General features: G+C 73.4%; 18 protein-coding genes and 1 tRNA gene. 15 read left to right on the top strand and 4 right to left on the bottom strand.

Annotated elements, in window-relative coordinates; all coding sequences use genetic code 11:
- Positions 1–86: 86 nt before the first annotated feature.
- Positions 87–575, bottom strand: coding sequence for a flavin reductase family protein (locus E0W78_RS07700; protein ID WP_131403282.1), 489 nt, complete (start codon positions 573–575; stop codon positions 87–89).
- Between the two features lie 197 nt (positions 576–772).
- Here E0W78_RS07700 and E0W78_RS07695 point away from each other — a divergent pair, with 197 nt between their 5' ends.
- From E0W78_RS07695 to E0W78_RS07685, 3 genes are all read left to right on the top strand, one after another.
- Positions 773–1,699: a MetQ/NlpA family ABC transporter substrate-binding protein gene (locus E0W78_RS07695; protein WP_131403281.1), complete on the top strand. Its 927-nt coding sequence runs from the start codon at positions 773–775 to the stop codon at positions 1,697–1,699.
- Between the two features lie 82 nt (positions 1,700–1,781).
- The gene (locus tag E0W78_RS07690) at positions 1,782–2,807 is read left to right on the top strand and encodes a methionine ABC transporter ATP-binding protein (RefSeq protein WP_131403280.1); all 1,026 of its coding nucleotides are present in this window, start codon (positions 1,782–1,784) and stop codon (positions 2,805–2,807) included.
- Positions 2,804–3,475: a methionine ABC transporter permease gene (locus tag E0W78_RS07685; protein WP_131403279.1), complete on the top strand. Its 672-nt coding sequence runs from the start codon at positions 2,804–2,806 to the stop codon at positions 3,473–3,475. The genes E0W78_RS07690 and E0W78_RS07685 overlap by 4 nt, the downstream gene beginning before the upstream one ends.
- Positions 3,476–3,565: 90 nt before the next feature.
- Here E0W78_RS07685 and E0W78_RS07680 read toward each other — a convergent pair whose 3' ends face one another.
- A complete protein-coding gene (locus tag E0W78_RS07680; RefSeq protein WP_131403278.1) occupies positions 3,566–4,864 on the bottom strand; it encodes a D-arabinono-1,4-lactone oxidase in 1,299 nt (432 codons plus the stop codon).
- Entirely contained in the window at positions 4,861–6,024 is a 1,164-nt protein-coding gene (locus tag E0W78_RS07675; protein WP_131403277.1) for an alanine racemase, read from the bottom strand. The genes E0W78_RS07680 and E0W78_RS07675 overlap by 4 nt, the downstream gene beginning before the upstream one ends.
- 88 nt (positions 6,025–6,112) lie before the next feature.
- On the opposite strand from E0W78_RS07675, the gene E0W78_RS07670 reads away from it, so the two are divergent.
- The 8 genes from E0W78_RS07670 to E0W78_RS07635 all read left to right on the top strand — a co-directional run bounded on the left by E0W78_RS07670 (position 6,113) and on the right by E0W78_RS07635 (position 14,226).
- A tRNA-Thr gene (locus E0W78_RS07670) sits at positions 6,113–6,185 on the top strand.
- A gap of 45 nt (positions 6,186–6,230) precedes the next feature.
- A complete protein-coding gene (locus tag E0W78_RS07665) occupies positions 6,231–7,271 on the top strand; it encodes a DUF3592 domain-containing protein (RefSeq protein WP_131403276.1) in 1,041 nt (346 codons plus the stop codon).
- Between the two features lie 27 nt (positions 7,272–7,298).
- Entirely contained in the window at positions 7,299–7,727 is a 429-nt protein-coding gene (locus E0W78_RS07660) for a hypothetical protein (RefSeq protein WP_131403275.1), read from the top strand.
- Positions 7,728–7,732: 5 nt separating this feature from the next.
- The gene (locus tag E0W78_RS07655; protein ID WP_165570441.1) at positions 7,733–8,242 is read left to right on the top strand and encodes a GNAT family N-acetyltransferase; all 510 of its coding nucleotides are present in this window, start codon (positions 7,733–7,735) and stop codon (positions 8,240–8,242) included.
- A gap of 25 nt (positions 8,243–8,267) precedes the next feature.
- A complete protein-coding gene (locus tag E0W78_RS07650) occupies positions 8,268–8,912 on the top strand; it encodes a TetR/AcrR family transcriptional regulator (protein WP_131403273.1) in 645 nt (214 codons plus the stop codon).
- Positions 8,909–11,842: a crotonase/enoyl-CoA hydratase family protein gene (locus tag E0W78_RS07645; protein ID WP_131403272.1), complete on the top strand. Its 2,934-nt coding sequence runs from the start codon at positions 8,909–8,911 to the stop codon at positions 11,840–11,842. Before E0W78_RS07650 ends, E0W78_RS07645 begins: the two co-directional genes overlap by 4 nt.
- Before the next feature lie 72 nt (positions 11,843–11,914).
- Positions 11,915–13,378, top strand: coding sequence for an aldehyde dehydrogenase family protein (locus E0W78_RS07640; RefSeq protein ID WP_131403271.1), 1,464 nt, complete (start codon positions 11,915–11,917; stop codon positions 13,376–13,378).
- Positions 13,379–13,590: 212 nt separating this feature from the next.
- Positions 13,591–14,226, top strand: a complete 636-nt coding sequence (locus tag E0W78_RS07635; RefSeq protein WP_131403270.1) for a malonic semialdehyde reductase — start codon at positions 13,591–13,593, stop codon at positions 14,224–14,226.
- 167 nt (positions 14,227–14,393) lie between these two features.
- On the opposite strand, the gene E0W78_RS07630 is transcribed toward E0W78_RS07635, so the two are convergent.
- Positions 14,394–15,734 (bottom strand): MFS transporter, encoded by a 1,341-nt coding sequence (locus E0W78_RS07630; RefSeq protein ID WP_131403269.1) that lies wholly within the window; start codon positions 15,732–15,734, stop codon positions 14,394–14,396.
- A 182-nt stretch (positions 15,735–15,916) separates the two neighbouring features.
- Between E0W78_RS07630 and E0W78_RS07625 the strand changes: the two genes are divergently transcribed.
- The 4 genes from E0W78_RS07625 to E0W78_RS07615 all read left to right on the top strand — a co-directional run bounded on the left by E0W78_RS07625 (position 15,917) and on the right by E0W78_RS07615 (position 19,303).
- Positions 15,917–16,360, top strand: a complete 444-nt coding sequence (locus tag E0W78_RS07625) for a hypothetical protein (protein ID WP_131403268.1) — start codon at positions 15,917–15,919, stop codon at positions 16,358–16,360.
- Complete coding sequence (gene malQ, locus E0W78_RS07620) at positions 16,357–18,303, top strand: 4-alpha-glucanotransferase (RefSeq protein WP_131403267.1); 1,947 nt, start codon at positions 16,357–16,359, stop codon at positions 18,301–18,303. The genes E0W78_RS07625 and malQ overlap by 4 nt, the downstream gene beginning before the upstream one ends.
- Positions 18,304–18,497: 194 nt before the next feature.
- On the top strand, positions 18,498–18,665 hold the full coding sequence (locus E0W78_RS16525; RefSeq protein ID WP_165570440.1) for a hypothetical protein: 168 nt from the start codon (positions 18,498–18,500) through the stop codon (positions 18,663–18,665).
- 59 nt (positions 18,666–18,724) lie between these two features.
- A complete protein-coding gene (locus E0W78_RS07615) occupies positions 18,725–19,303 on the top strand; it encodes a DUF4865 family protein (RefSeq protein WP_131403266.1) in 579 nt (192 codons plus the stop codon).
- The last annotated feature ends 80 nt before the right edge of the window (positions 19,304–19,383 follow it).

Below are 19,383 nucleotides of genomic sequence, written 5' to 3'. Positions count from 1 at the left end.
GATCTGGACGCAGAAGCACCACGATCCTCAGGATCGTGGTGCTTCTGCGTCCACATCTCGGCAGCGCGGGGCTCGGGTGAGGGGCCTCAGAAGAGCTGGACGGTGCCGAAGCCGCGCTGCCAGTAGGCCAGCGGCGAGCCGCCCAGCACCTCGGCCTCGAGCACGTCGGCCAGGACGATCGAGTGGTCGCCGGCCGGGATGATCGTCTGCACGTCGGCGAGGGCCCAGGCGTGGATGCCCTCGAGCCGCGGCGCCCCGGCGTCGGTCCACGGCACGTCGGCGAAGCGGTCGTGGACGTCCTTGGAGAAGCGCAGGGCGAGCTGGTCCTGGTGCGCGGCGAGCAGGTTCACGCCGAGCTGACCGCCCTGGCGCAGCCGCGCGAGCAGCGAGGACGTGCGGCTCAGGGTCACCGCCACGAGGGGTGGGTCGGTCGAGGCGCGCTGCACGTTGCGGACCGTCGTGCCGTGCGGACGTCCGCCCGTGCCTGTGGTGATGACCGCCACGCCGGCGGGCACCGTCCCGGCCAGCGCGTCGACCGCCCGGCGCAGGGCGGAGGGCGTCGACGTGCCCGTCATGACGGGGATTCCGGGCGGAGGCGCGAGGTCATGCACCCATCGTCGGCACGCGCAACGGTTCTGAGACGCGCATCTCGCTCTGCGAGACACGTCCGAGGTTCGGCGGAAGTCGAACGTACGGTCTTGCGAGTTCGACCCCGCGGCCCGACCGGCCGCGCTTCCCCCTGCGGTCACGAGCCGCGCACGAAAGGAACGTCATGTCCGAGCCGAACCTCATCGAGGCTCCCAAGCGCCGCGGCCCGATCGTCGCCGCCGCGGTCGTCGTCGCCCTCCTGGTGATCGCCGCCATCGTCTTCTTCGCCACCCGTGGCGACGACTCCGCCGCCGGCGGGGACGCCGAGAAGGTGACGCTGGGCGTCGTCGGCGCCAGCGACCCGTACTGGGAGGAGCTGGTCGACGCCGCCGCGAAGGAGGACATCGACCTCGAGGTCAAGGACTTCGCCGACTACACGCAGCCGAACCCCGCGGTCAGCGAGGGCGAGCTGGACATCAACCAGTTCCAGCACATCATCTACCTGGCCGAGTACAACGTGGCCAACGACGACGACCTGACGCCGATCGGCGCCACGGCGATCTACCCGTTGTCGCTGTACTCGGAGAAGTACGACTCGGTCGAGGACATCAAGGCCGGCGAGACCGTCGTCGTGCCCGACGACGACTCCAACCAGGCCCGCGGCCTGCTCGTGCTGCAGACGGCCGGCCTCATCGAGCTCAAGGACGGCGGCTCGCCGTACTCGACGCTGGACGACGTCCTGCCCTCCTCGAAGGTGAAGGTCAAGGCCCTGCAGGCCGACCTGACGCCCACCTCGCTGCCCGACGTGGCCGCCGCGATCATCAACAACGACTTCGTCGAGAAGGCCGGCCTGAGCTTCGACGACGCGATCGCGACCGACGACGCGTCCGACCCGGCCGCGGCGCCGTACATCAACATCTTCGCCGTCCGCGCCGAGGACAAGGACAACGCGACGCTGAAGAAGCTCGTGAAGATCTACCACGACACCAAGGCCGTCACCGACGGCGTCAAGGAGGTCTCGGGCGGCACGGCGGTCATCGTCGACACCCCCGTGGACGAGCTGAGCAAGACCCTGGCCGACGTCGAGGCCGACGTCCGCGCCAAGGGCTGATCCACCCGCACGACACCTGAGGGGCGCGGCGCCACGAGCGCCGCGCCCCCTCGGTCCTTCCACCACCCCCGAGAGGACGAACGTGGCACTCGTCGAGCTACGCGACGTGCGCAAGGAGTACCCGCCGGCCAAGCGCGGCGGGGAGCCGGTGCACGCGATCCGCGGCGTCGACCTGGACGTCGAGGCCGGCGACATCTACGCCGTCGTCGGCTACTCCGGCGCCGGCAAGTCGACCCTCGTCCGTCTGGTCAACGCGCTGGAGCCGGCCACCTCGGGCTCCGTGACCGTCGACGGCGTCGAGCTGACCGGGCTCAAGGAGCGTCAGCTGCAGCGCGTCCGGCTCGGGATCGGCATGATCTTCCAGCAGTTCAACCTGCTGCACTCGCGGACGGTCTGGGGCAACCTGGCCTACCCGCTCGAGGTCGCCGGCGTCGGTCGCGCCGAGCAGCAGCAGCGGATCAGCGAGCTGCTGCACTTCGTCGGCCTGGCCGACAAGGCGCACCAGTACCCCGAGCAGCTCTCGGGCGGGCAGAAGCAGCGCGTCGGCATCGCCCGCGCGCTCGCCACGAGCCCCAAGCTGCTGCTCGCCGACGAGGCCACCAGCGCGCTCGACCCCGACACCACCCAGGAGGTCCTGGACCTGCTGGCCCGGGTCAATCGCGAGCTGGGCATCACCGTCGTGGTCATCACCCACGAGATGGACGTCGTGCGCTCCATCGCCAACAAGGTCGCGGTGATGGAGGACGGGCTGGTCGTGGAGCGCGGCCTGGTCAAGGACGTCTTCGCCGAGCCGCAGCACGCGGTCACCAAGCGGTTCGTGGGCACCGTGGTCGACACCGTGCCCGCGGGCGAGGTGCTCGACGACCTGCGCCAGCGTCACCGCCGGCTCGTCACGCTCGAGTTCCGCGAGGGGTCCCCGGGCCAGTCGCAGGTCTTCGCCGAGCTGCTCGACCGCGACGTCCGGTTCGAGCTCGTCCACGGCGGCATCGAGCGCGTCCAGGGCGCGACGTTCGGCAACCTGACCCTCGCGCTCACCGGTGAGCCGGCGCGCGTGCAGGAGGCGGTGGCGGCCGTGAGCCGCCTGGTGCGGACGGAGGAGCTGGCATGAGCACGCGCGAGACCCGCCTGCCCGAGCTGTGGGACCTGGTGTGGCAGAACACCGTCTCGACCCTGTGGATCGTCGCCCTGGTCATGCTGATCGGCGGCCTGCTCGGCCTGCTGCTCGGCGTCGGCCTCTACGTCAGCCGTCCCGGCGGGCTGTACCAGAACAAGGTCGTCAGCGCCGTGCTGAACGTCCTGGTCAACTTCTTCCGGCCGATCCCGTTCGTCATCCTCATCGCCGCCGTGCAGCCGGCGGCGAGGGCCGTGGTCGGCACCGGCATCGGCAACCGGGCGCTGGTCTTCGCCATGGTGGTCGGCTCGATGTTCGCCATCGCGCGCATCGTCGAGCAGAACCTCGTGACGGTGCAGCCGGGCGTCATCGAGGCGGCCCGCTCGATGGGCGCCAGCCGCCTGCGGATCCTGCGCACCGTCGCCCTGCCCGAGGCCCTCGGCCCGCTGGTGCTCGGCTACACGTTCGCGTTCGTGGCCGTCATCGACATGCAGGCGATCGCCTCGGTCATCGGCGGCGACGGCATCGGTGGCTTCGCGCTGCAGTACGGCTACCGCCAGTTCGACACGGTGGTGACGTGGACGGCCGTGGTGATCATCGTCGTGATCGTCCAGCTCGTGCAGTTCGGTGGCAACCGCCTGGCCCGCCACTTCCTCCGCCGCTAGGCACCTCGCGCGCGGTGCCGGGACGCGCTGAGTGTGACGTTTCGGGGGTGGATCGGGTCGATCGACCCCCGAAACGTCACACTCAGCGGGTCAGGGACCGAGCACCCGGTCCAGGTAGGCGTTGGCGAACGTCCGCTCCGGGTCGAGCCGGTCGCGCGCGGCGAGGAAGTCGTCGAAGCGCGCGTACTGCTTGCCCAGGTAGGCGGCGTCGCGGGTGTGGATCTTGCCCCAGTGCGGACGTCCCTCGTAGGCGGTGAAGATGTCCTCGGCCCCGGCGAAGTATCCGGCGAACGGACGCTGCACGTACTGGTGCACCGCCACGTAGGCGTTGTCGCGCTCGTGCCCGGTCGACATCCAGACGTCGTCGGCGGCGGTGAAGCGGATCTCGACCGGGAAGCTCACCGTGAGCCCGCTGCGGTCGACGAACGCGGCGAGCTCCTCGACGACGTCGCGCACGGCCTCGCGCGGCACCGCGTACTCCATCTCGCGGAACCGGACGCGCCGCGGCGAGCAGAACACCTCGTGCGAGCGGTCGGTGAACTCGCGCGCCGACAGGGCCCGGGCGTTGAGCCGGTTGATCGCCGGCACCCAGGACGGCTTCGCGGTGCCGACCCGGCAGATCGCGCCGAACGCGCCGTTGCTCAGCACCTCGTCCTCGAGCAGGTGGCGGGCACGGGAGACCGGACGCGGCTCGGTGCCGGCCGGGACGCGGTTGTTGCGCTTGGTGCTGGTGCGCCGGGTGTGCGGCCACCAGTAGAGCTCGAAGTGGTCGTTGCCGTCGACGAGGTCGTCGAGCCCCTCCCACACCGCGTCCAGGGCCATCGGCTCCTCGCGCGCGTGCAGCAGGAACGCCGGGACGCACTGCAGCACGACCTCGGTGACGACGCCGAGGGCGCCGAGCGAGACGCGGGCGGCGCCGAACAGGTCGTCGCCCTCGGCCAGGTCGAGCACCTCGCCGGTGCCGGTGACCAGTCGCACCCCGACGACGGCCTTGCTGATGCCGTGCAGGCGTCCGCCCGTGCCGTGGGTGCCGGTGGAGACGGCGCCGGTGATGGTCTGGTGGTCGATGTCGCCCAGGTTGGGCAGCGCGAGCCCGAGGGCGTCCAGCAGGCGGTTGAGCTCGCGCAACGGCAGGCCGCCCTCGACCCGGACGCGGCCGGTCGCGGCGTCGGCGTGCAGCACGCGGGTCATGCGGGTCATCTCGACCATGACGCCGTCGGTGGCCGCGATGGACGTGAACGAGTGCCCGCTGCCGACCGCCTTGACCCGGCGGCCGACGGCGGCGGCCTCGCGGACGAGCTCGACGACCTCCTCGGTGCTGCTCGGGCGCAGGACGGCGGACGGGTGCGCGACGGCGCTGCGTCCCCAGTTGACCCAGGTGGTGCTCATCCGAAGTTCTTCCCCTCGCCGCGGTAGGTGGGCAGCAGCTCGACGTCGCCGGCCGCGTCGACCAGGGCGACCCGGTCGAAGCGCTCGCACATCTCGCCGGCCTTGGCGTGGCGCATGAGCACCCGGTCGCCCAGGCGCAGCGTGCGGGCGGCCGCGCCCTTGACCGGCGTCTGCACCTCGCCGGCGCCCTCGGAGCCGATGAGCGACAGCCCGTCGGGCCAGACCGGGCTCGGCGCGCGGGACGCCTTCGCCGGGCCGCTGGCCGTGTAGCCGCCGGAGAACAGGGTGACGACGTCGTCGGCCGGGCGGCGGACGACCGACAGCGCGTAGTACGCGGCCGGACGCGCGTGGAACGCGTCGTAGCGGTCGAACAGCGTCGGCATGAACAGGCCCGACCCGGCGGTCAGCTCGGTGATGGACGGGTCGGTGCCGGTGACCTCGAGGCTGCCGGTGCCGCCGGCGTTCACCAGCTCCAGGTCGGCGTGGCGGCGCACGGCGGCCACGACCGCGGAACGGCGCTCGGCGAGGTCGTCGTTGGAGCGCTTCTTGACCAGCCGCACGGCCGGGGACGTGTCGGGGAGGCCGGCGACCTGGGCGTCGTAGAACATCACGCCGACGAGCTCGAAGCCCGGCCGGGCGGCGATCGCCGCGGCCAGCGCCGACGCCTGCTCCGGGGTGCGGACGGGGGAGCGGCGCACACCCAGGTGGAGCGGCCCGACGCGCAGCGAGCAGTCGACGTCCAGGCACAGCCGGATCGGCGGGTGGTCGGTGCCGACGAGCGCGTCGAGCAGGTCGAGGTGCTCCAGCGAGTCGACCATGAGCATGATGGCGGCGAGCCGCTGCTCGGACGCGACGAGGTCGCGCAGCGCGGCGGCGTCGGCCGTCGGGTAGGCGAGCAGCAGGTCGTCGTGGCCCAGGTCGGCCAGCCAGACGGACTCGGCCAGCGAGTACGTCATGAGGCCGGCGAAGCCGTCGTGGGCGAGCGTGCGGTCGAGCAGGTCGCGCACGCGCACGGACTTCGAGGCCACGCGCACGGGGACCCCGCCGGCCCGGCGGACGAGGTCGTGGGTGTTGGTCGCCAGGGCGGGCCCGTCGAGGATCGCGCAGGGCGTCGGCAGGTCCGCGGTGGCACGCAGCAGACGGTCGTAGGGCTCGGACACGCGCTCACCCTAGGGGCAGGCGGGCTCGCCGGGGAGGGGTTCGTGCGGACCGGTTCCACTACGATGACGGCGCGGGTTCCACCCGCACGCCCCCGTAGCTCAGTTGGTAGAGCGCCTTACTTGTAATAAGGATGTCGCGGGTTCGACTCCTGTCGGGGGCTCTGCATCCGCGCGCATCCGCGAGCGTGCGTGGATAGGCTCCGCGCGTGATCCGGCTCCTGCTGCTCGGCCTCCTGCTGCTCGGCACCGCCGAGCTGACGTCCGGGCTCACGTCCGACGACCGGGCCGACGAGCTGCGGGCGATGCGCGCGGGCGACGGCGTCGAGACCACCGGCACGGTCACCGCCACGTTCCCGTTCGACCGCACCGAACGGGCCTCCCGCCGGTCGCTGCGCACGGTCGAGGTGCAGTGCGCCGAGTACTCCTACACCGCCGGCGGCGAGACCTACACCTACCGGGCGTACCACGTGTGCGACGACGTGGAGGAGGGCGACACCCGCCCGCTCATCCACGACCGGGACGACCCATGGCACGCGATGGACAACACCGACGCGTTCCTCGACGAGGCCGACGCGGACGGCCGGCTGGAGCTCGTGCTGCGCGTGCTGGGCGCGGCGTTCATCGGACTGGCCGCGCTCCTGCTCGTGATCCGGGCGCGCGGCCGCCGGACGCTGGGCCGACCGCCTGACCGAGGCCTCCGCGCCTTGCACCGCGCTGCAAGCATCGTGCAAGCCGGTCTCGCCACGCTGGAGCCCTGGCCGCCGGTCCTCGGCGCGCCCCGACCGAGAGGCTCCACCATGCGCACGACCCGTCCCTTCTCCCGCACCGCCGTCGCGCTGGTGCTGTTGGCCACGCTCGGCGCGTGCGGCGGGACCGAGGACGCCACGACGGCGTCCGCGCCCGGTCAGTCGGGTGGCGGCGCGCAGGAGCGCACCTGCTTCGACGCGTTCCCCGAGGCCATGGGCACGCCCGACCTGGGCAACCTGACGATGCTGCCCGAGGGCTGGCCCGAGCCGCCGGTCGAGGCCACGCTGTGCCAGGCCTTCCAGGAGTCCGACGGCGTCCGCGAGACGATCGGCTACCTGACCGACGGCGACGCCGCGGCCGAGGCGCTCGACGGCTACAAGTCGGCCCTGGCCGGGCTGGCCACGCGCTCCGGCGACGTGCTCACCGGCACGACCGGCGACACCTCCTTCGAGGTCGCCGCGCCCACGGCCGACACCCTCACCATCGAGCTGAGCCGCTAGACCGCGGCCCGAGCGGACGGAAGAACCATGAACGCCATCGCCACCCTGCGCCGGATCGCCACGGCGCTCACCCAGGCCTACGACGAGGACGAGCGCGAACACGTCCACCCGTCGATCCGCACGGTCCGGCCGCCCCGGACGGAGTGGACGTCGCGCGAGTGGGCCGACGACCTCGTCGTCTCCGTGCGCGACTCCGGCGTGGGGGCAGAGGGCCTGGACGGGTCGCCCGCGTCCCTGACGCTGGTCGACGAGTTCGTCGGCCTGTACGCCGAGCACGAGGTCGACCTGCCGGTCGAGGTCGCGGAGGGGGCGGCCGGCTACTTCGTGCAGGTCGTGGCCGCGTCCTGGCGCGCGCTGTCGGTCTCGGAGGCGGCGGCGCTGCACGCGTCCACGCGGTCGTTCGTCGCAGGCGGCGGGTCGCTGGGCGAGCGGTACGGCGACGTCGTGGTGGGATGACCCGCGTGCCCCTTCCCGAGCCCGACGGCGTCCACGTGCGCCCCTACGAGCCCGCCGACGCGGCGGCGACGCTCGAGACGTTCACGCTGGCGATCACGCGGACGGCGCTGGCCCGCTACACCGCCGAGCAGGTGCAGGCCTGGATCGGCACCCCGCCCTCGCTCGGCGCGTGGGACGAGGCGCGGCGGGCCGTCCGCACCTTCGTGGCCGAGCTCGACGGGCGGGTGGCCGGCTTCAGCGACGTGGACGACCGCGGGTACGTCGACCGGCTCTTCGTCCATCCCGCCGCCGCCCGCCGCGGCGTCGCCGGCGCGCTGCTCGACCGCGTCCTCGCCGAGGCTCGCCGAGCCGGCCTCGCGACGCTCACCACGCACGCCAGCCTCGTGGCCGAGCCGGTGTTCGCCCGTCACGGGTTCGAGGTCGTCGCCCGTGAGACGGTGCACCGCGGCGACGTCAGCCTCGACCGCTGCGAGATGCGCCGTGTCCTCCACTCCGCGACACGGTTGACGCACTAACAGTCCGACCGTACGGTTTGTTCTCGTGACCGAGACCACCCGCCGCACGCAGGAGGACCGGCGCGCCACCACACGGGCGCGCGTCCTGGACGCCGCCGTGGCCTGCCTGCTCGAGAACGGGTACGCCGGGTTCTCGATCGGCGAGGTGCAGAAGCGGGCGGACATGGCCCGCGGCACCCTGCTCCACCACTTCCCGGCCAAGGCCGACCTGGTCTCCGCCGCCGTCGGGCACCTGGTCACCCAGCGGGTCGCCCAGGCCCAGCAGGCCGCCGCCGGTGACGCCGCCGAGCGGCTCGACGCGTTCGTCGACGCCGTCTGGGCCGACCTCAGCAGCCCCACCTTCCACGCCCTGCTCGAGCTGTGGGGCGCGGCCCGGACCGACGCGAGCCTGCGCGAGGCCCTCGCGCGCGAGCAGCCCCACCTGCTCGGCAGCATCCAGAGCGGGCTCGAGGCCGTCCTTGCCACGGACGGCGACGACGACCCGCGGGTGCCGCTCCTGGTCGCGTTCACGGTCCAGCTGCTCACCGGGCTGTCGATCACCGCCGTGCTCGGCGCGCGCGACGCCGAGCTGCAGCGCACCCTCCTGGCTTGGAAGCGGGCGCTGCGCGTGCTGCTCGGCGACCTCGCCCCCGACGACCTGGCGACTCCCTCCCGGAAGGCCTCCGCATGACCCGACGTCCTCTCGACACCCGCCGCCTGCGGGCCCTGCTCTCCGGTGCCCGGCGGGTCGCCGGCACCGTGGCGCGCAACCCCGCGATGCTGCGCGACGTCGTCAGCGGCCTGCTCGGCCGCGAGCCGGCGGGCGCCCCGGCGGCGCTCGACGCGGGGGAGGTCCCGGAGTGGCTCGCCGGCTTCACGCACCGGGTCGCCGCCGCGCGCACCGTCGCCGCCCCGCCCGAGCAGGTGCTGGACGTGCTCGGCGACCTGTCGAGCGTCGCGGACTGGCTGACCCTGCACACCGGCTGGCGCGACGAGACCCCGGGCGCCGCCGCGGTGGGCGTCTCGTTCGTCCAGCACGCGGCGATCATGGCGATCCCGGCCGACATCCGCTGGACCGTCGAGCGGTTCGACGACGGTGCGCTCGACCTGCGCGGCAAGGGACCGATGGGCCTGGTGCTCGCGCTCGCGCTGCAGGTCCGGCCCTCGGGCGGCGGCAGCCGCGTCACGCTGCACGCCGGCCTCGACGGCCAGCCGGTCAAGGGCCCGCTGGGCAGCTCGATCGTCCGCAGCCTCGGCGGCGAGCTGGACGAGTCGCTGGGCCGGCTCGAGCAGCTGGTCAGCGGCGCGCCGTCCAGCCGCCCGGTGCTGCACCGGGCGAGCGGGCGCACCATCCCGGCGTCCACCCCGGTGCTCGTCGGCGCCGGCCAGCACGTGAACCGGCGGCTCGACCCGACGGCCGACCCCGCCGCCCTCTCCGTGGTCGCCCTGCAGCGGGCCGAGGCGGACGCCGGGGTGCCCGGCCTGCTCGCGAGCGCCGACACGATCCTCGCCGTCCCGAGCGCGTCCTGGACGTACGCCGACGCCGCCGCCCTGGTGGGGGAACGGGTCGGCGCCACGCCGACGCGCACCGTCGCGTCCAGCCCGTACGGCGGCGACGGGGCCCAGCTGCTCGTCAACGAGGCCGCTCGCTACATCGCCGAGGGGGAGGCGCACGTCGCGCTCGTCGTCGGCGCGGAGGCCGGGGCGACCCAGTCGAGCCTGCAGCGCGCGGGGTCGGCCCCCGACTGGCCGGTGCAGGCGGCCGGGGTGGCGCCGACCGACGTCGTGGGTGTCGACACCAGCCCCAACAACGAGGTCGAGACGAGCGTCGGGCTCAGTGCGCCGATCTACGTCTACTCGCTCATCGAGAACGCCGTCCGCCGCAGGCGCGGACGCGGCGTCGAGGAGCACCGCGCGGCCATCGCCGGCCTGTGGTCGCGGTTCTCGGCCGTCGCCGCCCGCAACCCGTACGCCTGGCAGCCGGAGCGGACGTCGGCCGAGCACATCGCCGAGCCGGCCGCCGACAACCGCATGGTGTCCGAGCCGTACACGAAGCTGATGTGCGCCAACCTCACCGTCGACATGGGCACCGGGCTGGTGCTGATGTCTGCTGCGGCGGCCGAGGCGGCCGGAGTCCCGCAGGAGAAGTGGGTGTTCGTGCACGCCGGGGCGTGGGCGTCGGACGAGTGGTTCGTCAGCGAGCGCGCCGACCTGGCCACGTCGCCGGCGATCGCGGCGGTGGGCGAGGCCGCGCTCGGCCACGCCGGCGTCACCATCGACGACGTCCGCCACGTCGACCTCTACGCGTGCTTCCCGTCGGCTGTGCAGATCGCGGCGGACGCCCTGGGGCTGCCGGACGACGACCCCGAGCGTCCGCTCACGGTCACCGGCGGGCTCACCTTCGGCGGCGGTCCGGGCAACAACTACGGCAGCCACGCCGTGGCCAACCTCGTCCCGCTGCTGCGGGCCGAGCCTGACGCGTACGGCCTGTCGACGTCGCTCGGCTGGTACGCGACCAAGCACGCCCTCGGCGTCTACTCGGCCACGCCGCCGCAGCGTCTGTTCGAGCACCTGCACCCGCACGTCGAGCTGCCGCCGGCGCGCCGAGCCCTGGGCGCCTACGCCGGCCCCGCCGTGGTCGAGACCTGGACGATCCCGTGGTCGCGCGAGGGTGCGCCCGAGGCGGTCGTCGTCAGCCTGCTGACCCCTGCGGGCGACCGCGTCCTGCTGCGCCGCGACGACCAGCGGACGCTCGGCCTGTTCATGGCCGACGACCCGATCGGCTGGCAGGTCGAGGTGACCGAGGACGGCCGGCTCGAGGTCGTCGACCAGGACGTCCACGAGATGCCCGCGCCGCCGCCGTCGCCGGTGCTGGTCGACCAGCGCGGCGAGGTCACCGTCATCACGCTCAACCGTCCCGAGGCGCGCAACGCGATCGACGGACGCACCGCGCGGCTGCTGGAGCGCGCGATCGACCGGTTCGAGTCCGACCCGGCGGCCCGGGTCGCCGTGCTCACCGGCGCCGGCGGGACGTTCAGCGCCGGCATGGACCTGAAGGCGGCGAACCGGGGCGAGCTGCCCTACGGCGACCACCGCGGCCCGCTCGGGCTGACCGAGCGTCCGCCGGCCAAGCCGCTGATCGCCGCGGTCGAGGGCTCGGCGCTCGCCGGCGGCTGCGAGCTCGCCCTCGCCGCCGACCTGATCGTGGCGGCGGAGGACTCCGAGCTCGGCCTGCCCGAGGCCAAGCGCGGCCTGGTCGCCGCCGCGGGCGGCGTCATGCGGGTGAGCCAGCGGCTGCCGCACCACGTGGCCATGGAGCTCGTGCTGACCGGCGACCCGCTGCCCGCCCTGCGGCTGCACGAGCTCGGGCTGGTCAACGTCCTCGCCCCGCGCGGGAAGGTGCTGGACGCGGCGATCGAGCTCGCCGAGCGGGTAGCGGCGAACGCGCCGATGAGCGTCGCGATCGGCAAGCGCATCGTGCAGGAGGCGCCGCACTGGGACGCCGACGAGGCGTTCGTCCGGCAGTCCGAGCTGGCGGCGCCGGCCATCTCGTCGCAGGACGCCGCGGAGGGCGTGGCCGCCTTCGCCGAGAAGCGGGCGCCGCGCTGGAGGGGCCGGTGACCCCGGGTGTCGCCGGGCCCGGACCGGGCGGAGGATGAGGAGAGCTTCCCTTCCCCTCGAGAGGACCATCCCGTGACCATCCAGCGCGACCTCATCATCAACGGCGAGCACGTCCCGGCGGCGTCCGGACGCACGACCGACGACATCTCCCCCTGGGACCAGAGCGTCTACGCCCAGGTCGCGGCGGCCGGGCCCGAGGACGTCCGCCGCGCGGTCGACGCGGCGGAGGCGGCGTTCGAGGGGTGGGCGGCCACCGGCCCGTCCCAGCGCGCGCGCATCTTCGCCAAGGCGGCCGACCTGCTCGAGGAGCGCACCGCCGAGGGCGTCGAGCTGATGGCTCGCGAGGTCGGCGGCGTCGCCCCGTGGGCCGGGTTCAACGCCCACCTGGCCGCCGACATCCTGCGCTCGGCCGCCACCGCGGCCACCGGCGTGCAGGGCCAGGTGCTGACCACCGACATGCCCGGCAAGCTCTCGCTCGGCGTCCGCCGCCCGTACGGCGTCTGCGCGGCGATCTCACCGTGGAACGCGCCGTTCATCCTCGGCGTCCGCGCGCTGGCCGTTCCGCTCGCGGTGGGCAACACCGTCGTGCTCAAGCCCAGCGAGGACGCCCCGCTGGCCTGCGGCCTGTTCCTGGCCGACGTGCTGCTGGACGCCGGCCTGCCCGCCGGCGTGCTCAACGTCGTCACCAACGACCGCGACGACGCCGCCGAGGTCGTCGAGGCGCTCATCGCCGACGAGCGCGTCCGCAACGTCAACTTCACCGGCTCGACCAACGTCGGGCGCACCATCGGCACGCTGGCCGCGCAGCACCTCAAGCCGGCCGTGCTCGAGCTCGGTGGCAAGAACTCGGTCGTCGTCCTGGAGTCGGCCGACGTCGACTACGCGGTGGACGCGGCGACGTTCGGAGCGTTCATGAACGCCGGCCAGATCTGCATGTCGGCCGACCGGATCATCGTCGACCGCTCGATCGCCGAGGAGTTCACCGAGAAGCTCGTCGCCAAGGTCGCCGCGCTGCCGTCGGGCGACCCGACCGACGCGAGCACCGTGATCGGCCCCCAGGTGAACGTCCGCGCGGCCGAGCGCCAGTTCGCGCTCGTCCAGGACGCCGTCGAGAAGGGAGCCACCGTGCACACCGGCGGCACCAAGCCGGACGGCGCGCTGCTCGAGGCCACCGTCCTGACGGGCATCACGCGCGACATGCGCATGCACCGCGAGGAGATCTTCGGCGCCGCGACCGCGGTCTACACCGTCGACGGCCCGGACGAGGCCGTCGCGCTGGCCAACGAGACCGAGTACGGCCTGACCGCCGGCGTCATCGCCGAGGACCTGCGCGCCGGCTGGGCCGTGGCCGAGCGGATCAAGACCGGCATCGTGCACGTCAACGACCAGTCGGTGAACGACGAGCCGTTCGCGCCCTTCGGCGGCGTGCAGAGCTCGGGCTACGGGAAGTTCGGCGGCGACGCCGGCGTCGACTCGTTCACCGAGATGCGCTGGATGACGGTGCAGAAGGACGGCCACGCCGGCTACCCGTTCTGAGCGGGCGAGCCGTGCCTCCCGCTCGCTGAGCCTGTCGAAGCGTCCCTTCGACAGGCTCAGGGAGCGGGTTCGGGTCAGGGAGCGGGGCGCATCCCGTGGCACTGGGGTCCGACGGTGGTTGCGGTGTGAACCTTGTCACGCGGCCGAGAGGGAAGCGTCCGAGGTAGTTGCTCGTTCAATCATGGGTACGCTCTTCCGACGAAAGGCCATCCATGAGCATCGACCAGAGCGCCGGGTTCGACCTGGTGTCCGAGTCCGCCCTCGACTCCGACGCCCTCGACCTGCTGTTCCGCGAGGGGCGCACGGCGAACACGTTCACCGACGAGCCCGTCTCCGAGGACACCGCCCGCGCGATCTACGAGCTCGCCAAGATGGGCCCGACGATGATGAACATCCAGCCGCTGCGCGTGACCTGGGTCCGCAGCGACGAGGCCCGCGAGCGCCTGGTCAGCCACATGGCCGAGGGCAACGCCGCCAAGACGAAGGCCGCCCCGCTGGTCGCCGTGCTGAGCTTCGACACCGAGTGGCCCGAGCACTTCGGCACGGTCTTCCCGATCGCCCCCGAGCGCGCCGCGATGTTCACCGGCGACGACAACGCGCCGGTCCGCGCCGCCGTGGGCAGCAACAACGCCTGGCTCCAGGCCGGCTACTTCATCCTCGCCGTCCGCGCCATGGGCCTGCACGCGGGCCCGATGGGCGGCTTCGACGCAGCCGGCATCGACGCCGACCTGCACGCGGGGCTGGGCCGCCAGACCTTCATGGTCGTCAACATCGGCAAGCCCGGCCCGGACGCCTGGTTCCCGCGCCTGCCGCGCCTCGACGCCGAGGTCGCGACCACCACGCTGTGACGACGACGGCCGCGCGCGCGACGCCGTCCCCCGAGACGAGGCGTCGTGCGCACGGCCGTGCCCGGCGAGCCTAGTTCGTTGTCCGACGCAACACGGCACCGGTTCCGCCCTGCGGAACGACGACGGCCCCGCACCGAGTGGTGCGGGGCCGTCGTGCGTCCGGACGACTAGCGGTCGATGTCCAGGTCGCGCGTCTCCTTGCCCAGCAGCAGCGCGACGAGCGTCAGCGTGGCCATCGCCGACAGGTAGACGCCCACCCAGAACGGGCTGCCGTCGCCCACGTTCCACAGCCAGACGGCGATGAACGGCGCCACGGCCGCGCCGAGGATCGAGCTGACGTTGTACGAGACGCCCGAGCCGGTGTAGCGCACGGCGGTCGGGAACAGCTCGGGCAGCAGCGCGCCCATGGGGCCGAACGTCGAGCCCATGAGGGTGAAGCCGATGATCAGGAAGGCCATGACGCCCACGTCGCCGGCGTCCAGCAGCGGCACCCAGAGCAGGCCGAAGACGATGATGAGCAGGGTGACGACGATGAGCGTGCGTCGCCGGCCCCAGCGGTCGGCGAGCGGGCCCGAGACGAGCGTGAAGATCCCGAAGAACACGACGCCCGCGATCATCATCAGCACGAACGTGTTGTACGAGTAGCCCAGGCCGGGGGTGTCGGCGTCGGCCGCGGCGCGGCCGTAGCTCAGCGAGAACGTCGTCATCAGGTAGAAGAGCACGTACGTCGCGAGCATGTAGAACGTGCCGAGCACCAGCTCGCGCCAGTAGCCGCGGAAGGTGGCGGCGAGCGGCAGCTTCTGCACCTTGCCGGCCTCGACCGTGCGGGTGAAGGCCGGGCTCTCGACCAGGCTCAGGCGCACCCACAGGCCGACGGCGACCATGACGGCGCTGAACAGGAACGGCAGCCGCCAGCCCCACTCCAGGAAGGTGTCGGACGGGCGGCTGGGGTCGTCCGACGGCATCCAGACGGTGATGAGCAGGAACAGGCCGTTGGCGATGATGAAGCCCAGCGGCGCGCCGAGCTGCGGGAACGTGCCGTACCAGGCGCGCTTGCCCTCGGGCGCGTTCTCGGTCGCCACGAGGGCGGCCCCGCTCCACTCGCCGCCGAGGGCGAAGCCCTGGGCCAGGCGCATGAGCACGAGCAGGAACGGCGCGAACCAGCCGACCGCCGCGTACGTCGGCAGGACGCCGATGAGGAACGTCGCGACGCCCATCGTCAGCAGCGCCGCGACCAGCGTGGTCTTGCGCCCGGAGCGGTCGCCGAGGTGGCCGAAGAAGATCGCGCCGAGCGGGCGGGCGACCATCGCCGCGCCGAAGACGGCGAACGAGGCCAGCAGCGCCGTCGTGTCGTTGCCCTCGGGGAAGAACAGGTGGGGGAAGACCAGGACGGCCGCGGTCGCGTAGACGTAGAAGTCGTAGAACTCGATCGTCGTGCCGATGAGGCTGGCCGCCACGACCTTGCGGCGTGAGTTGACCGGTGGCGCGGAGGCGGGCGCGGTGGACATGCGGTTCTCCCGAGAGTGAGCGTGATGGTCCCGGACGAGCGCCGGGAGCGATCACGCTAGCAACGGCGTTGCAGGGGTTTTCCGTCGGGGTGTCCGAAGCGCGGACGGCGCGTCTCGGATGGTGGACCGTCGCCGGGTCCGGCCGAGGTGCGTCCGGGCGTCCTGCGGGGTACCACTGAGCCATGACCGAGCAGCGTGACGAGGCCCCCATCCGCGAACGCCCCGAGGGCGTCGACGACGCCACCGTCGAGGCGCTGGGCAAGGTGAGCGAGGCGCTCGAGGCCATCGAGATCGCCCGCGGCCACCTGTACACGTTCCACCGGCTCATGGGGACCGCCGACTTCACGCTCGGCGAGGGCGTCGACCTGCTGCGCGAGGCCGGCCACGACGACGTCGCCGACCGGCTCGAGTCCGAGGTCGTCGGGCGCAACGTGCTGGACGGTCGCTGGACCTTCCAGGTCGTCGAGGAGTTCGACGACGGGTACTACAGCGCGTTCAAGCAGGCCGAGCAGGACGCCCGCGAGCAGCTGGCCCAGGGCGTCCGCCACCTGCACGAGGCGGGCCTGAAGCAGCAGCGCCGCACGACCGGCCGCTCCGGCCACGAGCCGCGGCCGCCGCAGCGATGAGCGTCCCGTCCTCGCTGCACGAGCTGGCCGCCGCGCACGGCGTGGCGACCTGGTACCTGGGCGGTGACCGCGAACGCGTCGACGTCGACCCCGACGTCGTCGTGCGCGTGCTGTCCGAGCTGGGCGTCGACGCGTCCAGCGCCGCTGCGGTCGAGGACGCCCTCGAGCGGGTGCGCACGGACCGCGAGTCCCGCACGCTCCCGCCCACCGTCGTGGTGCGCGAGGGGGAGCGGCACGCCCTGGGCGTCGACGCCGTGGTCGAGCTCGAGGACGGCGGGACGCTCGAGGTCGACGGCACGCTGCCGGACGACCTGCCGCTCGGCTACCACCGGCTGCGCGCCGGCGACGAGACGGCGCACCTCCTGGTCGTCCCCGGCCGGATGCCCGAGGTGCCGCTGACCTGGGGCTGGATGCTGCAGCTGTACTCGATGCACTCGCGCGAGTCGTGGGGGATGGGCGACTTCGCCGACCTCGCCGCGTTCGCGCGCCGCGCGGCGTCCGAGCAGGGGGCGGGCGTGCTGCTCGTGAACCCCGTGCAGGCGGTCGCGCCGGCCCACCCGGTCGAGCGCTCGCCGTACTCCCCGGCCAGCCGCCGCTTCGCGAACCCGCTGTACCTGCGCGTCACCGAGACCGCGGCCTACGCGGCGGCCGACGCGTCCACCCGCCAGCAGGTGCTGGCGCTCGCGCCGGACGCCGAGCCCGAGCTGATCGACTACGACGCCGTCTGGGACGCCAAGCTCGAGGCGCTGGAGCGGCTGTGGCGCTTCGCCGAGCGGGTCGAGCCGGACGAGTCCCTGCGCGACTTCGCCACCTACTGCGTCCTGGCCGAGGAGCTGGGCGCCGACTGGCACGGCTGGCCCGAGGAGCTGCGCGACCCGACCGGCGAGGCGGTGGCGGCCGAGCGCGAGAGCCGCTCGGACCGCGTCGCCTTCCACGTCTGGCTGCAGCACGAGTGCCGAGCCCAGCTCGACCGGGCGCGGGCCGAGGCGCACGACGCCGGGATGAGCGTGGGCCTGGTGCACGACCTGCCCGTCGGGGTCAGCCCGGCCGGGGCCGACACCTGGGCGCAGCCGCGGCTGTTCGCCCAGGACGTCCGCGTGGGCTGCCCGCCGGACGCGTTCAACGAGCTCGGCCAGGACTGGGGCCTGCCCCCGTGGCGCCCGGACCGGCTCGCCGAGACCGGCTACGCCCCGTTCCGCGAGGTGGTGCGCAGCGTGCTGCGCCACGGCGACGGCATCCGGGTCGACCACGTCGCCGGCATGTGGCGGCTGTGGTGGATCCCCGCGGGGGAGCCGCCGTTGCGCGGCACCTACGTCCACTACGACAGCGACGCCATGCTCGGCGTGCTGATGCTCGAGGCGACCCGGGCCGGTGCCGTCGTCGTCGGTGAGGACCTCGGCACGGTCGAGGACGTCGTCACCGAGACGATGCAGGAGCGCGGCATCCTCAGCTCGGCGGTGCTGTGGTTCGAGCGCGACTGGGAGGCCGACGGGCAGCCGCACCGGCGCCCGGCCGACTGGAAGGCCGAGACGATGGCCAGCATCACCACCCACGACCTGCCCACCGCGCCGGGCTGGCTCGAGGCCGAGCACGTCCGGCTGCGGGCGTCGCTCGACCTGCTGGACGGCTCGGCCGCGGAGGCGTACGCCGGGGCCGCCGCCGACAAGGAGGCGCTGCTCGAGCTCGTCCGGGCCGAGGGGCTCGACGAGGACGACCTCGTGCTCGCGCTGCACACGCTCATCGCGCGGGCGGCGTCGCGGCTGGTGCTCAGCGCCCCGGCCGACGCCGTGGGGGAGATGCGCCAGCCGAACCTGCCCGGCACCGTCGACGAGTACCCGAACTGGCGCGTGCCGCTGAAGGTGTCGCTCGAGGAGTTCTTCGACGACCCGCGGGTGGACGCCCTGACCGCGCCCCTGCGCGAGGCCCGCCCGCTCCGCCGCTAGCCCTCCGTGAGCCTCGGGTCCCGGTGAGCGGTGAGGCAGCAACCGACTAACCCCGGAGCGGTGGGCCGGCAACCGTCTGGAGTGCTCATGCGGTTGCCAGGTCACCGCTCCGGTGTGCGATCAGCGTGGGACCGACGGGCGCTGGACCCGCGGACTTCCTAGGCTGGCGCCAGCCCCGACGAAAGGACGTCCTCGTGGACATCGACGCCGTGCTCGCCTTCCTCCTGATGGCCGTGGTGGCCGTGGGCATCAGCCTGCCGCTGGGCCGGAGCACCTCGCTCGCGCGCCTGGTGGCGGGTCAGCTCGTCCTCGCCGCCGTCGCCACGGCCGCGTTCGTCGGCCTGGAGAACTACTTCGCCTGACCGGCACCTCCCACGCGCGGGGGATCCCGTGGCGGCCGGGACGTCCTAGCGTCCGGTCCATGTACGCCATGCAGTACGCCGTAGGCCTGCCCACCGACCACGACATGGGCACCGTCCGCGCGCGGGTGGAGCGCACCGGTCACCTCATGGACGGCTTCCCCGGTCTGGGGCTCAAGGCGTTCCTGGTCCGCGAGCGCGACCGTGGAGCGCCGCGCAACGAGTACGCGCCGTTCTACGTGTGGCGCGACGTCGACGGCATGCGCGCGTTCTGCTGGGGCGAGCCCGGCTACTCCGCGATCGTCCGCGACTTCGGCCGCCAGCCGATCCAGGACTGGACCGTGGTCGGTCTCGCCGAGGGTCCGGCCGCGGCGAGCGAGGCACGGGGCCTGACCCGACGCACGGTGGCGCTGCCCGACGGCGTCGCCCCGTCGGCCGCGGTGGGGCCCGCCACGGAAGCCTTCCTGGCCGGCGGCGGGCCCGGCACGGTGTGCCGGGTGGCCGCCGTGGACGTGACCACGTGGACGGTGGTGCTCGTCGAGCTGACCACCCACGCGGTGGCGCAGGACGACCCGGACGTGGCCGGGTTCGAGGTGCTGCACGTGTCGTCGGGAGCAGTGGACGTGCCTCGTCCCGCCTGACGCTGCGGGGACCGCGGACGTCACACCCTTTCCGGTTGCCGGGTGGGGGTGGGTGCCGTCGAATGGGACCGTCGGCCGGA

The sequence above is a fragment of the Aeromicrobium sp. IC_218 genome, assembly GCF_004336805.1.
Taxonomy (GTDB): domain Bacteria; phylum Actinomycetota; class Actinomycetes; order Propionibacteriales; family Nocardioidaceae; genus Aeromicrobium.
This window is presented reverse-complemented; position numbering and strand designations above follow the sequence as displayed.

Bases quoted from the DNA above. Each gene is read 5' to 3' on its own strand.
- E0W78_RS07700 (WP_131403282.1), bottom strand. From the start codon at position 575: ATGACGGGCACGTCGACGCCCTCCGCCCTGCGCCGGGCGGTCGACGCG.
- E0W78_RS07695 (WP_131403281.1), top strand. From the start codon at position 773: ATGTCCGAGCCGAACCTCATCGAGGCTCCCAAGCGCCGCGGCCCGATC.
- E0W78_RS07685 (WP_131403279.1), top strand. From the start codon at position 2,804: ATGAGCACGCGCGAGACCCGCCTGCCCGAGCTGTGGGACCTGGTGTGG.
- E0W78_RS07680 (WP_131403278.1), bottom strand. From the start codon at position 4,864: ATGAGCACCACCTGGGTCAACTGGGGACGCAGCGCCGTCGCGCACCCG.
- E0W78_RS07660 (WP_131403275.1), top strand. From the start codon at position 7,299: ATGAACGCCATCGCCACCCTGCGCCGGATCGCCACGGCGCTCACCCAG.
- E0W78_RS07645 (WP_131403272.1), top strand. From the start codon at position 8,909: ATGACCCGACGTCCTCTCGACACCCGCCGCCTGCGGGCCCTGCTCTCC.
- E0W78_RS07635 (WP_131403270.1), top strand. From the start codon at position 13,591: ATGAGCATCGACCAGAGCGCCGGGTTCGACCTGGTGTCCGAGTCCGCC.
- E0W78_RS07630 (WP_131403269.1), bottom strand. From the start codon at position 15,734: ATGTCCACCGCGCCCGCCTCCGCGCCACCGGTCAACTCACGCCGCAAG.
- E0W78_RS07625 (WP_131403268.1), top strand. From the start codon at position 15,917: ATGACCGAGCAGCGTGACGAGGCCCCCATCCGCGAACGCCCCGAGGGC.
- malQ (WP_131403267.1), top strand. From the start codon at position 16,357: ATGAGCGTCCCGTCCTCGCTGCACGAGCTGGCCGCCGCGCACGGCGTG.
- E0W78_RS07615 (WP_131403266.1), top strand. From the start codon at position 18,725: ATGTACGCCATGCAGTACGCCGTAGGCCTGCCCACCGACCACGACATG.